Annotated in this window: 18 protein-coding genes; 14 read left to right on the top strand and 4 right to left on the bottom strand. The window is 26.7% G+C overall.

The annotated features are described in order from the left end of the window. Positions 1–53: 53 nt before the first annotated feature. From ALANTH_RS01160 to pyrC, 3 genes are read left to right on the top strand one after another with little or no spacing between them, the layout of a single operon-like run. Positions 54–1,238, top strand: coding sequence for an ammonium transporter (locus ALANTH_RS01160; RefSeq protein ID WP_026807229.1), 1,185 nt, complete (start codon positions 54–56; stop codon positions 1,236–1,238). Positions 1,239–1,296: 58 nt separating this feature from the next. Beyond that, on the top strand, positions 1,297–1,635 hold the full coding sequence (locus ALANTH_RS01165; protein ID WP_026803041.1) for a P-II family nitrogen regulator: 339 nt from the start codon (positions 1,297–1,299) through the stop codon (positions 1,633–1,635). After that, the gene (pyrC, locus tag ALANTH_RS01170; RefSeq protein ID WP_026807230.1) at positions 1,635–2,654 is read left to right on the top strand and encodes a dihydroorotase; all 1,020 of its coding nucleotides are present in this window, start codon (positions 1,635–1,637) and stop codon (positions 2,652–2,654) included. The genes ALANTH_RS01165 and pyrC overlap by 1 nt, the downstream gene beginning before the upstream one ends. Positions 2,655–2,704: 50 nt before the next feature. Here the strand turns inward: pyrC and fliM are convergent, their stop codons facing one another. After that, a complete protein-coding gene (gene fliM, locus ALANTH_RS01175; RefSeq protein ID WP_026803043.1) occupies positions 2,705–3,820 on the bottom strand; it encodes a flagellar motor switch protein FliM in 1,116 nt (371 codons plus the stop codon). A gap of 1 nt (position 3,821) precedes the next feature. Then, positions 3,822–4,871 carry a flagellar basal body P-ring protein FlgI gene (locus ALANTH_RS01180; RefSeq protein ID WP_026807231.1) on the bottom strand — a complete coding sequence of 350 codons (1,050 nt, stop codon included), beginning with the start codon at positions 4,869–4,871 and terminating at the stop codon, positions 3,822–3,824. A 94-nt stretch (positions 4,872–4,965) separates the two neighbouring features. On the opposite strand from ALANTH_RS01180, the gene ALANTH_RS01185 reads away from it, so the two are divergent. The 11 genes from ALANTH_RS01185 to ALANTH_RS01235 all read left to right on the top strand — a co-directional run bounded on the left by ALANTH_RS01185 (position 4,966) and on the right by ALANTH_RS01235 (position 12,994). Then, complete coding sequence (locus ALANTH_RS01185; RefSeq protein ID WP_026807232.1) at positions 4,966–6,150, top strand: hypothetical protein; 1,185 nt, start codon at positions 4,966–4,968, stop codon at positions 6,148–6,150. Between the two features lie 2 nt (positions 6,151–6,152). Beyond that, positions 6,153–6,413 carry a flagellar biosynthetic protein FliQ gene (locus ALANTH_RS01190; RefSeq protein ID WP_026803046.1) on the top strand — a complete coding sequence of 87 codons (261 nt, stop codon included), beginning with the start codon at positions 6,153–6,155 and terminating at the stop codon, positions 6,411–6,413. Positions 6,414–6,416: 3 nt separating this feature from the next. Beyond that, complete coding sequence (locus ALANTH_RS01195; protein ID WP_026807233.1) at positions 6,417–6,821, top strand: hypothetical protein; 405 nt, start codon at positions 6,417–6,419, stop codon at positions 6,819–6,821. 2 nt (positions 6,822–6,823) lie between these two features. Beyond that, positions 6,824–7,309, top strand: coding sequence for a MotE family protein (locus ALANTH_RS01200; protein ID WP_026803048.1), 486 nt, complete (start codon positions 6,824–6,826; stop codon positions 7,307–7,309). A gap of 2 nt (positions 7,310–7,311) precedes the next feature. Beyond that, positions 7,312–7,845 (top strand): flagellar basal body-associated FliL family protein, encoded by a 534-nt coding sequence (locus ALANTH_RS01205; RefSeq protein WP_026803049.1) that lies wholly within the window; start codon positions 7,312–7,314, stop codon positions 7,843–7,845. Beyond that, positions 7,846–8,280 carry a hypothetical protein gene (locus tag ALANTH_RS01210; protein ID WP_026807234.1) on the top strand — a complete coding sequence of 145 codons (435 nt, stop codon included), beginning with the start codon at positions 7,846–7,848 and terminating at the stop codon, positions 8,278–8,280. Beyond that, positions 8,277–8,987 (top strand): flagellar basal body L-ring protein FlgH, encoded by a 711-nt coding sequence (locus ALANTH_RS01215; protein WP_228131097.1) that lies wholly within the window; start codon positions 8,277–8,279, stop codon positions 8,985–8,987. The genes ALANTH_RS01210 and ALANTH_RS01215 overlap by 4 nt, the downstream gene beginning before the upstream one ends. A 55-nt stretch (positions 8,988–9,042) precedes the next feature. Beyond that, positions 9,043–10,950 carry a flagellar hook-associated protein FlgK gene (locus ALANTH_RS01220; protein WP_026807235.1) on the top strand — a complete coding sequence of 636 codons (1,908 nt, stop codon included), beginning with the start codon at positions 9,043–9,045 and terminating at the stop codon, positions 10,948–10,950. A gap of 21 nt (positions 10,951–10,971) precedes the next feature. Next, the gene (gene fliD / locus ALANTH_RS01225; RefSeq protein WP_026803053.1) at positions 10,972–12,315 is read left to right on the top strand and encodes a flagellar filament capping protein FliD; all 1,344 of its coding nucleotides are present in this window, start codon (positions 10,972–10,974) and stop codon (positions 12,313–12,315) included. A 77-nt stretch (positions 12,316–12,392) separates the two neighbouring features. Then, on the top strand, positions 12,393–12,749 hold the full coding sequence (gene fliS / locus ALANTH_RS01230) for a flagellar export chaperone FliS (RefSeq protein WP_026807236.1): 357 nt from the start codon (positions 12,393–12,395) through the stop codon (positions 12,747–12,749). Further along, positions 12,725–12,994 carry a hypothetical protein gene (locus ALANTH_RS01235; protein ID WP_026803055.1) on the top strand — a complete coding sequence of 90 codons (270 nt, stop codon included), beginning with the start codon at positions 12,725–12,727 and terminating at the stop codon, positions 12,992–12,994. The genes fliS and ALANTH_RS01235 overlap by 25 nt, the downstream gene beginning before the upstream one ends. On the opposite strand, the gene tilS is transcribed toward ALANTH_RS01235, so the two are convergent. Together tilS and rimO are read right to left on the bottom strand one after the other, a co-directional pair. Beyond that, positions 12,983–13,963, bottom strand: coding sequence for a tRNA lysidine(34) synthetase TilS (gene tilS / locus ALANTH_RS01240; protein ID WP_026807237.1), 981 nt, complete (start codon positions 13,961–13,963; stop codon positions 12,983–12,985). The two genes, ALANTH_RS01235 and tilS, sit on opposite strands and share 12 nt — an antisense overlap. Beyond that, entirely contained in the window at positions 13,963–15,297 is a 1,335-nt protein-coding gene (gene rimO / locus ALANTH_RS01245; protein WP_026807238.1) for a 30S ribosomal protein S12 methylthiotransferase RimO, read from the bottom strand. Before rimO ends, tilS begins: the two co-directional genes overlap by 1 nt. Positions 15,298–15,332 lie beyond the last annotated feature (35 nt).

The raw sequence follows: 15,332 nt of genomic DNA on the forward strand, positions 1-15,332 counted from the left end.
ATATAATTTTTGCGTCCAGCGCTGGAGACTTTAATCTCTAAAAGGACTACTTTATGGAAACAATGTCTGATATGTCATATATTATTGACACACTCTACGTACTGTTTGCAATGACTTTAGTTGTTTTTATGTATCCTGGCTTTGCTATGTTAGAAGCGGGAATTGTTAGAACAAAAAATGTTACTGCTGTCTTAGTTATAAATATTCTTATTTTTGCAATTGCATCATTGGGTTTTGTATTAGTTGGTTATACAGTAGCTTTTGGCGAAGGTTTAAATGATCAAACTATAAATTATGCAACTGTTTTATTTCAAATGGCTTTCGTTGGAAAAGCAATGAATGTTATGAGTGGTGGTATTAGTGAAAGAGCTAGGGTTGTACCTCTAGCAATATTTACACTAATTATGGGGACAATTTTATATCCATTAGTAGTTAATTTAACATGGGGAACAAACTTCTTAAAAGATACTATCTTAGATATATCATCTATGCATGATTTAGCTGGATCAACAATTATTCATAGTACTGGTGGTTGGGCTTTACTCGCTGCTTTATTAATAATTGGTGCAAGAACAGGAAGATATACTAAAGATGGTGGAATTAGAGTAATACCAGCTTCAAATATACCTTTAGTAACTTTAGGTGCTTTATTATTATGGATTGGTTGGTTTGGATTTAATGGTGGAAGTGTAGGAACTATGGCAACTAAAGAAGATGCACATTTAGTATCATTAGTAATTTTAAATACAAACACAGCTGGTTTTGCAGGAGCAATAGCAGTAGCAATCATGATGTATGTAATGTACAGAAAATTTGATATCACTATGATATTAAATGGTGGATTAGGTGGATTAGTATCTATTACAGCAGGTGCAGATGTAATGGGTGTTTATTCTCCAATTTTAGTAGGTGCAATTGGTGGGGTGTTAGTTGTACTTGGAGTATTTATGTTTGATAAGTTAAGAATAGATGATCCTGTTGGAGCTTTATCTGTACACTTAATAAATGGAATATGGGGAACATTAGCTGTTGGGATTTTTGTTAGTGATATCTCATTTTTAGCTCAATTAAAAGGTGTTGTATTCGTTGGAGTTTTTGTCTTTGTAATATCTTTTGTACTATTATTTATTTTAAATAAAATTATACCTATAAGAACGAAAAAAGATGATGAATTACAAGGCTTAGATGTTGGAGAGTGCGGATTAGAAGCTTATCCAGAGTTTAAACGAGCATTCTAATATAATATTAGTTTAATAAACTTTTGTTAAAATAATTGAACTAAAGAAAGGATTGATCTTGAAAAAAATAGAAGCAATAGTAAAACCCTTCAAATTTGAAGAAGTTAAAGAAGCACTAGTTCAAATTGGAGTTGCAGGAATGACTGTGTCTGATGTGAAAGGATATGGAAGACAACAAGGGCATAGTGAGCTTTATAGAGGTGCTGAGTATGTTGTTGATTTTCTACCAAAAATTAAAATTGAGTTAATAGTTTCAGATGAAGATGTTGATTCTACAATTTCAGTAATTACTGAAGCAGCTAAAACTGGAAAAATTGGAGATGGAAAAATATTTGTTTCTCCAATAGAGAAAGTTATCAGAATAAGAACTGGTGAACAAGATGAGGAGGCTATTTAATGGCGAAAACATTTATTTTAAATGAACCATTAGATATGCACTTACATTTAAGAGATAACGACATGCTTAGGCTTGTCGCTCCTCTTACTTCTAAAACTTTTAGTGGTGCTTTAGTTATGCCAAATCTAGTTCCTCCAATTACAACTAAAGAAGCTTTGATATCATATAAAAATAGAATACTTGATTCATGTAATGGAGATAATTTTATTCCTTTTATGACTTTATTTTTCCAAAACAACTATAGTTTTGAATTTTTAGAAGATATAAAAGATGAGATAATAGGAATAAAATTATATCCAGCAGGAATTACTACAAACTCTGAAACAGGAGTTTCATCTATGGATATTGAAGTTTTAAGAACAACATTAGAATCTATGAGTAAATTAGGAATTCCACTATGTATTCATGGTGAAACAAATGGTTTTGTAATGGATAGAGAAAAAGAGTTTATGCCAATATATGAATCTATTGCTCAAGCTTTCCCAAATTTAAAAATTATTATGGAGCATATTACTACAAAAGATGCAGTTGAACTATTAGATAAATATGATAATCTTTTTGCAACTGTAACTTTACACCATTTACTAATAACTTTAGATGATGTCGCTGGTGGTATGTTGGCTCCGCATCTATTTTGTAAACCAATAGCAAAAACACCAGTTGATAGAACTGCACTTTTAAATGCAGCACTAAAAGCACACCCAAAACTTATGTTTGGAAGTGATAGTGCTCCTCACCCAAAACATAAAAAAGAGTGCTGTGGTTGTGCTGCTGGTGTTTTCACATCTCCTATTGCTCTTCAAGTATTAGTTGAACTTTTTGAAAAACATAATGCTTTAGAGAATTTGAATAATTTTGTATCAAATAATGCTAAAAAAATCTATAATTTAGATTTAAAATCAAAAACTATAAATCTAGTAAAAAAAGATTTTAATGTTCCAAATGAGTATAGATACAAAGATGAGGTAGTTGTTCCTATGTATGCAGGAGAAATACTCTCTTGGAGTTTAGAAGACTAAAAATAAAATTTGTTCTCGATAAAAAATATTGAGAACAAATTGAGTTAAAATTATCCTATAGGAATAGAACTGGATTTTCTTTCACTTAGAAGTTTTTTAATATTTTCAGCATTCTCTTTTGCTTTTTGTTCTCGTTCTTCTCTCATGATTCTAAGAGATTCAAGTGTCTCTTGTTGCTCTTTATCAAGATTTGATTTTAATTCTATAGCTTTTCTATTGTTTGATATTCCACAAGCAGCTGAAAATTTTTCTTTTTTATTTACATAAACTATAGCATCATTAGAAGTTGCATTTTTGTTAAATACTATTACATCTCCCTCTTTTAAATTTAAAATTTCTAGAGTTGTCATCTCAGTTTCAGCCATAATTGGTTCTATTTTCATTCTTGATCCAGAAATTAGAGTTTTAATATCTTGTTTACGGCTAAGTTTTTTATTTTTACCTTCACTAAAAATTTTATCAACAATTTTATTTAAAAGAGGTTCTATGTAAGAAATAGGGTAACAAATAGACAAGAATCCAGAGTCTTCGTCTATAGTTATTTCAAATACAACTAGTAGAACTATATCGTGGTCTGAAACAATTTGAATAGCATTTGCATTTGTATCACTAGATTCTATTCTAAAATTTAAACTAGAGACATCACTCCATGTTTTATATAAAATCTTAATAAACATTTTATAAAAATGTTCAAGAACTTTTATCTCAATTTCTGTAAGTTCTCTATCTAAATTATCCATAGTATTTACTGCCCCACTTCCAAGTAAATCAGCAATAACTTTATGAGAAATTGTAGGGTTACACTCTATTACTATTTTCCCATCAAGTGGTTTCATAGATAGTGTACTAAGTGAAGTCACTTGTGGAATTGATAAAATAAACTCTCCATAAGTCATCTGCTCAATAGATGTAAGTTTTACATCTACAACTTTTCTAAGCATAGAAGATAAATCATTTGTAAATTCTCTTAACATTTTATCATGCATTGTTGTAAGAGCTTTTAATTGATCAAGAGTTACTCTATTTGGTTTTTTAAAATCATAAATAGAGTAGTTTTTCTCTTTTGCTGTAAATTTATCAAGAGGATTAGTACCATCAAAATCATCACCTTGTTCAGCAATATCTAAAAGAGCATCAATTTCATCTTGACTTAAAAATTCTGCCATATTAACCTCTTAACTCAATATCAACATCAATAGCACCCATTTCTTTTATCATTTTTATAGTGTCTATTATCTCATTCATTGGAACTTTCATAACTTTCATAGAGCGAACAAGATCTGATATTGTAGGATCTTTTTTTGTATTTATCATCGCATTATTTATATCAATTACAGGTTTATTTGCAATTCTTACATCATCACCAATATCTTCACCTTTATTTACAGAAGGATTGTTCCAATTTTCTTCAGATAAATCAGATTTATTAATCCTGATTGTAAAAGTATCTCTTGCTATAGTAATAGGAGATATCACGACATCTCCTCCTGTTATTATAGATTCTCTATTTACATCTATAATTAATTTTTTTCTAAATGTTGAATCAAGTTCAATATTTTCAACCTTAGATATAAAACTAACTATTGACATGTTATTTGGTTTTATAACTTCAATAGTTCTTGTATCAATTGCAGTTGCTAATCTTTGACCAAAAGTTTCATTTATTTTTTTCTCTATTAAATCTGCATTCTTTGCAGAACTTTTTATTAAACTTAATTGAATAGATTTTTCATTTTGTAATTCATACTCTAATTCATTTTCAACAGTAGCACCTTCGTATATAAAACCAGTTGTTTTATTATTTGTATTTGCAGTTACTGTTCCTTGGGCTACAGCATAAACATTTCCATCAACGCCTTTTAGTTGAGTTAGTAAAAGCTCTCCATAATCTATTGATGTTGAATCTCCAATAGTTGAAACTGTAACTTTTATTTTATCCCCTTGTCTTGAAAATGGAGGTAAATCAGCAGTTACCATAACAGCGGCTATATTTTTTGAATTAATAGAACCAGCAGGTATTTTAATATAAGAGTTTGTAAGTAAGTTCTGTAAACTTTGCATTGTAAATTTAGATTTATCTCCAGTTCCTGCAAGCCCAACAATAAGTCCATAACCAATAAGTTGATTATCTCTTATTCCTATAACATTTGAAATATCTTTTATAGTTTGAGAAAATAAAGAAGTTATTAATAAAGAAATAATAATAAAAATTTTCAAAAAAATCCTTCATATATTTTTAACAAATATTTTATCGAAAATTTAATAAAAAAAGGTATAATCTAAGCAATATTTTATTTTATTAAGGAAAATATTGAATATTTTTATCTATGGAAATCAGAGTTTTAAAAAAGATATACATAAAATTTTACAAGATTCAAAAATAAATGAAGAATTAGATGATTTAAAAATAGTTGAAATAAATGAAATTAAAACATTAAAAGAAAATATATCTTCAAATCCAAATGATGTATATTTAATAGATGATGATAAAATAATTAGGAAAAAAAATAAATTTAAATTTCTAAGACCTAAAGATGGTATTGAAGAAGAATTTTTACTTGAATGTGGAGTAGATGATTTATCAATAGACTCTTTAGATGAACTTCCTCATTATATTGTAAGGAAATATAATAGACAAAATTTAACTCAAAATGATAATTTAGATTTAAACGAAGATTCTTTAATTTTAGATAGTGAATTATCTGGACTTTTAAATAGTGAGAATGAACATATTAATGAAGAACCTATAGGACTAAATATAAAAGAACTTGATAATTTGATTGAAGATGAAAGTATTAAAATAGAAGATAAAAAAGATAACGAGTTCTCCTTTTTAGAAGATTTTAGTGAAGATTTTGGATTAAATAATGTATCTTATGACTATGATGATGATTCAATTTATAATGATAGTACAAAAAGCGATGAAGATATTTTAGCAGATATCTTAAATTCAAGTATTTTAGATGAAGAAGATTTAGATTATGTAACTGAAACATTTGAAGATGTAAATTTTTTAGATGAAATTTTTCCTCAAAAACCTATTTTAGAAGAAAAAGAATTTATAAATGATTTTATTCATGATAGTAAAGTGGAAAATTTAGAAGATGGAATAATCAGTCCAGATGAAAGTCTAGTTTTTGAAAATAATAATGAGCTTATAATAAATGAAAATAAAGATATAATTAATAACTTAGAAGATTTTAATGATGAAAAAAAAGAAATAATTATTAGAGATATTTATGAAGATGATAATATTCAAGGAGATAATAGTATGGGTGATGAGTTTTTAGAACTAGATAGCTTAAATGAGCAAGATTTAATAGCTGCATTGGAAGACATTCCAAGTAGTATTAGTGAACCTAAAAATGAAAAAGTTATAGAAAAAAATAGTGGAACTGTTGAACTTAATAGTACAAATGTTCAAGATATAGCTAATTTGATTTCTAATTTATTAAATAATAAAACTTTAGAGATCACTATTAAAATTAAAGATTAAATATGGATTTACTAGCAATCTCACAAAATACTGTTAAATTAATATTATTAATAGGGCTTCCCTCTTTGATTGTTAGTATGATTATAGGGTTGATTATATCTATATTTTCAGCAGTTACACAAGTAAACGATGCTTCATTGTCTTTTGTTCCTAAGATGATAATTGTTTCTATTTTTATTTTGATTACTTTACCTTGGGTTGGTGAACATATGCAAACTTTTGCAACTGAACTTTGGAATATAATTCTAGTTTTTGGGAATTAAATTTTGATAGATAAATTATATAACTTAAAGAAAAATCAAACTGAACAAAAATTGATTGAGAAATCAACTTTAGAGCATGAAGTTGATAGAATAAATGAAGAAGTTGATAGTATACAACATAGAATAAATACTGCAACTGTAGATAAATTTGGTTCTATCTCTGATTTTATGATATTAGCCATGCATAAAGATAGTTTGAGATTTTATATGCAAGAACTTTTAGTAAAGAAAAATACTTTATTAAAAAAAATAGAAGGACTTTTATATGAAATTATAGAACTTCAAAAAGAGAGTGAGCAGTATAAATATATTTTAGAAGAAGAAAAAAAAGAAAAAAATAAAATTCTTATGGATATGCAGGCTTTAGAATCAGAAGAGTTTATACAAAGTAAATATATAAGGGCTTAATTTTGATTTATAAATTTTTTATTATACTTTTTTTTGCGATAACTTTAAATGCAAATATAGAAACAAGTAGTTCTTTAACTAGACAAAAAATGGAAGTGTTAGAGTTAAAAAATGAGTTAAACAATTTTTATACAGAAAAAGAAAAAGAGTATCAATTAAATAAAAAAGAGTTAGAAGAAATACTTACCAAAATAGAGCAAGAAAAAGCTGAAATAAAAAGATTACATGATAAAAATGAACAAATTTTAAAAGATATAAGAGCTGAAATTCAAAAAAAATCGATTAGAGTTTTTGAACTTATGAAAGCAAAAGTAGCAGCAGAAATTTTCGATCAGATGATACTAGAAGGAAAACTTGAAGATGTTTTTGATATAATCATTAGATTAAAGGAAGCAAATATTTCTAATATTATGAAATTTTTAAGTTTGGAAAATGCGTCTATTCTAACTCAAAAACTTGAAAGATATAATAAAGACAAAAGGGACTAAAAATGGCAGATGAGAATGAAGTAGTAAAAAAACCATCAGATGGTAAAGGTATATTAATAGTTTTATTAGTACTTGTGATTGTTTTAATAATGGTTGTTGCTGGTGGTACATATTTTTTATTAGATAAAATCTCTAATAGTAGTTCAAATAGTGAGCAAACAAAAGAAGAATTAGTAACTAACAATAATTCATCATCTGGAGCTGGAGTTGATGCAAAATTCAAAGCAGATGTAAATGAATTAGTTTTAAATCTTACAGATTCAAGAGGTAGAGAAAAGATTATGAAATTATCTTTTTCTATAAGAAGTAGTGATCCTACTATTGAAAAAATAGTTCAAGATTATTTAGCTGAGATTACTGATGTTGTAATTACTCAAGTTAGTTCAAGAAGCTCTGAAGAACTTTTGACTGTAGGTGGTAAAAATCAATTAAAAGATGAATTAATAAGTGAAATAAATAATATTATAAACTATGTTACAAGAACTAACAGTAATGTAGTAAGTAATATTTTATTTACTACATTTGTAATAAAATAGATGATAGTAGCAGTTAAAAAAAGAAAAAAAAACAATAGTATATTAAAACTATTATTTATTGTCTTACTCTGTTTTGGTATAGTATATTTAATTTATTTAAATGAACAAAAAAATACTATAAAATTAGAACTACAAAAAGCTCAAGAAGAAGAATTAAAACTTGTAAAAATTGAAAAAGAAAAAAAAGAAAAAGAACAACAAGATGCTCAAAGAATTATTTTAATTGAGGCCGAAAAAGTTGTAGATTTAATTGGACAAGAGTATATTGAAGATGTGAAAATAGTAAAAAACAAGATAGTGTATATTTTTAAACCAAATACTAATATTGATGCTATTACAATTAGGTATGGTGCTATGGCTTTAGTTAAAAGAACTTTTAATGAAGTAGTAGTAGTTATTGATATAGAACATATTTTGAAAAGTAGGTTGAAATGATAAAACAAATTATAACATTAACTAGTTTAACGCTATTATTTACAGCTTGTGGGGCAATATCAGAGCCTGAAATAAATTTTTCAAAACCAGAACAGCAAGTACCAAAAGAAGTTCCTGTTGCAAAAAAGAATAAAGGATCTTTATATTCTGTTCAGGGAGCATCACTTTTTGCAGATAAAAAAGATTTACAAATTGGAGATATCATCCAAATTGAGATAAATGAAGGACTTACGCAAAAAAGTGATAATAAAAGAGAACTTACAAGTGATAGAAAAAATGAATTTGGTGGGGGAATGTTTGCTTCTATGGGTGGTAATAATTTAAGTGGAGCAGTTGGAAGTGCAACAGATAAATTTAATTCAAATTTAGGAGTTAATTTTAATACAAAAAGTAGTGATAGTGATAAGGGGAAAGTAAAAACAGAAGTAAAAGAAAATTTTGATACAAAAATTTCTGCTGTAATAGAAGAAACTTACCAAAATGGAAACTATTTTATAAAGGGGAATAAAGAAGTTATATTAGATGGTCAAAAACAAGAGATTATTATAACAGGGGTTATACGTCCTTATGATATATCTTCTGATAATTCTATAAATTCTTCTCAAATTGCTAATTTAAAATTGTTATATAAAAAAGATGGAGTTGAATCTGATATTTTACAAGTTCCATGGGGAACAAGAATACTTAGAGCAATATGGCCATTTTAAACTAAATTTAAGAAATGTAATCTTATAATTTTAAAGATTATAAAAAGGAGTTAATATGTTTTCTACATTAAGCGTTTCCCAAACAGGGTTAAAAACTGCAAGATATGCAATAGAAAATGTTGGTAATAATCAAGCAAATGCCAATACTCCAGGATATAAAAAAAGAGTTGCTGATTTAAGTGAAATTTCTCAATATGGGGTTCACATAAATGGACAAGGTGTTAGTTATGATGGTGTATCTAGAATAACTTCACAATATATGTATGATAAATTTATACAGGAAAGTACAAAAGCTAACTACTATGATAAATTGACAAATATGTTAGGTGGAGTTGAAACTATTTTTAAGGAGACAGATAGTAGTGGTTTTTCTGTTGACTTAAATAGATATTTTCAATCTGTAGAAAATTTAAGAACAAATCCAAGTTCACAAGTATATAGAAGTGCTTTACAAAGTCAAGGTGCAGTTATTGTTGAATCATTACAAAATCTATATTCAAGTGTACAAAAACAACAACAAACAGAAAGAGTAGAATTAAAAACAGATGTAAATAAAGTAAATTCTATACTTAAAGATATAGCAGATACAAATGCAAAAATAGAAAAATATGGTACATCTACAAATGATTTATTAGATAAAAGAGATTTATTAGAACTAGAATTATCAAAATATGTTGATGTTGATATTAATAGAGATCAAGGTTTTTATGAAATAAAAATTGGTGGAGTTGTAGCTTTAAGTAATAATACATTTGAAAGAGAAATAGAGATTCATGATGTAAAAACTAATCAAGTAGATAAATATAATCATATAAGAAGTAATTCTGATGGCTCAACAACTGCCTTTGATTCTTTAAAATACAATTCTGATTTTACAGCAAAAGCACCTTATGATACAGATGATATTATAACTTATAAATTAAATAATGAATATTCTGTTAGTGTACAAATAGGAGAAACTATTACAGGTGATTGGAATGGTGATGGTACTATATCCACAATGGTTGTTGATAATGACAATTTAACAAGAGCATTTATGGTTAAAATAAATTCTGATTCAAATATGAGTAAATTAGTAACTGCTTACAATGGTGAATATACAACTGATACCAATGGAAATAAAGTACCAATGTATCCAAATTCAGATAATTATTTAAGAATAGAATCAAATGACCCTGGTAAGGAAAATGATTTTATAGGAAACTTTAGTGTTACAAGAAAGACAGGGACAAATGTAGATAGTAGAGAAACTATTTATAAAAATGACAAAGAGAGTAAAGTTGCACAAAGTGATGTAGTTTTAAAAATTTGGGAAGAGAACTTAGATTTAAAAAGTGGAACTATTAAAGCACAAGTAGAAAATTTATCTACATCAAATCCAAATAATAAATTTCAATCATATCTTGATCAGTTAGATAACTTTGCACAAACTTTAGCAGATATTAGTTCTTCATATATTAGAGTTGGACAAAATGATTATATTTATGGACAAAATGGAGTAGATGCACATAATACCGCACCTTTTCCTCCAAATGGAGGAGATATTGTAGAACTAAATCTATTTAGTGGTTCTAGTATAAAAACGTTAAAATTTGATAAAAATGCAGTTAATGATTTGAATCAAGAAAATCTTGATTATCTTGCGTCAATTCAATGGAAGAATGATTTGTCTTTCGATGGAAAAGCACAAGATCCAAATGCAAAAAATACTACATCTTTGACTGAATATTTTAGAAATTTAAGAGTAAATATATCTACGGATAAAGAAGAATCAAACTATGCTTTTGAAGTTCAAGATAGTATTGCACAAAATTTAGGAACATCTTATAATGATGTAGTTAAGGTTAAATCAGATGATGAGATGTTAGATTTAATGAAATTTCAAGCAGCATTTAGTGCAAGTGCTCAAGTTATTACGACAGTTGATCAAATGATTCAAACTCTTCTTGGAATGAAGAGATAAATTTTATAAAAGGAGTAGCAAATGGCAGATGGAGTTTTAGGGCTTGGTTCTGGACAAGCAGCGTCACTAAATAATGATTTAATAGACAAATTAAAAGCAGCAGAGAAGAAAGCTACGGTTGATCCATTAGAAAAAAAATTAGAAAATTTTTCTACAGAAAAAGAGGTTATTTCAAATATTGGTACTAAAGTAGATAATTTTTTAAAAGCAGTTGAGGTATTTTCTTTAAATCAATCAAGTGGTGTAAATTCATTTAACCAAAAGAGTGCTAATGTTATGGGAGATGGTGTAGTTTTTGATTCAGATGACTTAAGCGCTTTAAAAACAGGAAGCTTGAGTGTAAAAGTAGAACAATTAGCACAAAAAGATGCTTGGCAAACAGATGTTGTAAGTGGATCTAAAAGTGATTTAGTAAATAAAGGTGATTTAGTAATAAATGGTAAAACTATCAATACTGATGGTATGACATATAGTAAGCTAGCAGAAGAAATAAATAAAATAGATGGAATTCAAGCTTCACTTGTAGATAGTTCTAGTGGTGGATTTAGATTATCAATTAAAAGTACAGAAACTGGTTCAGCGAATGCATTAAACTTATCAGGTAATGCTGCAAATGAATTATTTAAAGTAAATGAAACTGATCCTGAAGTTTTAAAGAATTATCATGTACTTGTAGCACAAGATATGAAAATGAAAGTAGATGGAATTGAGTATTCAAATAGCACAAATACAGTTACAATAGATGGATTAAAAATAACAGCTACAAAAACTGGTGGTGAATCTACTATTAATATAGAAAATGATACTACAACTTTAGCAAAACAGATGCAAGACTTTGCTACTGCATATAATGATTTAAGAGCTGAAATAGAGAATGAAATTTATTCTAGTGAATCAACTGTTTATGATAAAAGTGCTTTAAGAGATATGTTATCTCAAATAAAAGGAAATTTATTTAGTACTGGAAATAGTGATAAATCATTATTCAGTTTTGGATTTTCATTTGATGAAAAGAGTGGAAATCTAAATTTTAGTACAAAAGATTTCGAAGAATCTATCAAAAATGGTACAAAAGATTTAGAAAATTTATTTGCTGGTGTTCCTGAAAAAAAAGGAATAGCAACTTTACTTGATGAAACTATAAGTATTAATGGAGTTAAAAAAGGTTTAATTGATTATGAATTAAATATGCTAAGTAGAGAAGAAGCTATGAAAAAAGAAAAAGAAACAGCTCAAACTACTTTAGATAATAAATATGCATTAATGGCTCAACAATTTGCTTCTTATGGAGTAATCATTAACCAAATGGAAGCATCATTTTCTGGATTAAAAATGATGATTCAACAATCAACAGCTTCTAAATAGCAAGGTGATTTAATCACCTTGCATTTAAGCTAATATATTATATACTCAAAAAAATTATAATTTGGAGTTAAAGATTTATGGGGATTGAATTATATAATCAACAAAATGCAATATCAGATGATCCTTATGCATTAGTTTTAAAACTTTATGAGGGGATTATAAAATATCTATCGTTTGTAAAAAGTGCTATGCAAGATGGAGATGTAGAAAAAAAATTTACATATATAAATAAAGCAATTGCAATTTTTGATGAACTTAGAAATGTATTAGATTTTGATGGTGGAGAAGTTGCTTATTATTTAGATGGATTGTATTTATATCAAATTGAAACACTTTTTAGTGCAGGAATTGATGATAATATAAATTCTATCAATCAAGTTATGAAAGTTACACAAGGATTAATTGACGCATGGAAAGAAGAAATAAATCTTTAAAAATTTTAAATGAATTAAATTATATTGATTCATTAGATTCATTCGATAAAGCAGATGCTTTAGTTATCTGGTATAATGATCATTTTACAAATAATAAGATAGAAGATTTAGATTTAGAACTTTCAGATTTATTAAGATTAGAAGAACTGTTTTTTAGAAATATCCAATTTTTAAAGCAACATCAAGAAACAGTAAGACTTGAATTGAATAAAATAAAGAAAATGAAAAGTTTTTTAAAGAATTAATTCTTTTATACTAATCTTATTAATAAAAATATATTCTCTCATATTTATTGGAATTTTCTTCACTCTACATTCTTCTTTAAATTTTTTTGGCATTATACTAATAACTTTTGGTGCAACATAAATAAAATTATTTGTAATAGAAATATTTATTTTATGAGAAATCGTAATTTCTTTTTGTTTTAATATTTCTTCTCTTTGAAAGAAGCTTAGTAAAATTCCTCTTCTCTTTAAAGATTTATCGATTATTCTAATATTTAAATTATCATCATTTTGATTTTTAAATATTTCTAACTCTTCTATATTCTTAATTGGATTTAGCTCTAAATTTAAAGAGTTTAAATCATTTTCTAAATAAATAAATGAGTTTATTATTCCATTTTTAAATTCATTTAGAAATTTATCTGAAAAATTATGTCGAAAATAATTTCTTTTATATTTTTCATCAAAATTTGATTTATCTATAAAATATTTTATATTGTTTTTTTGTAAAAATTCTTCTAATTCATCTTTTGATATGTTTAGTAAAGGTTTATATGTTTTATAATTATTTGTATATTTTATTTCAGTTAAACCTAATAGTTCTATAAGTCCTGCACCTTTTGATAATTGCATAAAAAACCACTCTAATTTATCATTTAGCTGATGTGCAGTGATTAAAACTTCATAATAATTATTTTGTATGATTTCTTCAAAAAAATCATACCTTATATCTCTTGCTATTTTTTCAAAATTTGATAGATTCTTTATTTCTACATTTTTTATAAATATTTTTTTATTATATTCTTTTGCTAAATTTAAAGCATATGAAACCTCATTTTTTGATTGTTCTCTGATATTATAGTTTACTATTGCTATATCAAAAGGTATATTGTTTTCTAAAAGTAAGAAGAATAGTGCAGTAGAATCAACACCTCCTGAAAATGCTAGAAGATTTTTTGAATTTTTAACTACACTAAAATCTAAGTTCATTATTTTATAACTGTTGCAAGTAGTTTATCTCCAGCAAGTTCAGTTACTTTTACAGTATAAACTTGTCCAAATTTTAACTCTTGCTCACTTTCATTGTCATTGATATAAATTTCACCATCAATATCTGGTGCCCAAATAGTTTTTCTAGCACTAAGTAGATATTCGTGTTCTTCACTCTCTCCATCAATATAAACTTCAAAAGTTTTTCCTACTTCATCTTCTAATGATTTTTGAGTAGTCTCAGCTATTATACTACCCAGAATATCTGCTCTTTCATCTATTAACTCTTGTTTTATTTTATCTTCTCTTAAAGTTGCAGATGTTCCTTCTTCATCTGAATATGAAAAAACATTTGCTCTATCAAAACTAAATTCTTCTACATAATTACAAAGTTCTTCAAAATCTGCTTCACTCTCTCCTGGATGTCCAGCAATAAAAGTAGTTCTTACAAAAGAGTTTGGTTTACTTTTCATATAATTCATAAGTTCATTTAATTGTTCTACTCCTTTTCCTCTTTTCATGATTTTAAGCATATTTTGTGTTATATGCTGAAGTGGCATATCAAAATAGTTTACAAAAACTTTAGAGTTTGCTATTTTATCTACCAAACCTAAAGTTGTAGTTGATGGATACAGATATAAGATTCTAGCTGTTTTTATACCATCTATCTTTTCAATCTCGTCTATTAAAAGTTCAAGCCCATTCTTCTCTCCTAAATCTCTTAAAAAAGAAGAAGAATCTTGAGATACAAATGAAAAATCAATATAACCTTTTGAAACCAAATGCTTTACCTCTTTTACAAGTGAACTTAAAGTTCTTGAGTGTAGTTTTCCTTTAAATGATGGAATTGCACAAAATGAACAAGTCTGATTACAGCCTTCACTTAGTTTAACATATGCATGATAAGATGAACCAGTTATTACTCTTTCATTATTTTCACTTGCTAAAAATACTTCATTTGTAAAGTTACTTCTTTTTTCATTTACAAGTAAATCTATTTTATCATAATCTCCAACTCCCGTAAAAACATCAATTTCAGGAAGTTCACCTTGAAGTTCTTCTTTATATCTTTCACTTAAACAGCCAGCCATTACTAAAACTGACTCTTTTTTTCTATCTTCATGAAGGTTTAATATTGTATTTATACTCTCTTGTTTTGCACTATCTATAAATCCACATGTATTCACGATAATAACATCAGCATTTTGTGTATCATCTGTTAGTTCATAATCACTTAATTTTCCTAACATAACTTCACTATCTACTAAGTTTTTTGTACAGCCAAGGCTTACCATATGTAGTTTTTTCTTTGGTTTTTTTGTTGAAAATTTCATTAATCTACTTTATTTTTATATTTTTTGCGAATTTT

This window comes from Aliarcobacter lanthieri (genome assembly GCF_013201625.1).
GTDB lineage: Bacteria > Campylobacterota > Campylobacteria > Campylobacterales > Arcobacteraceae > Aliarcobacter > Aliarcobacter lanthieri.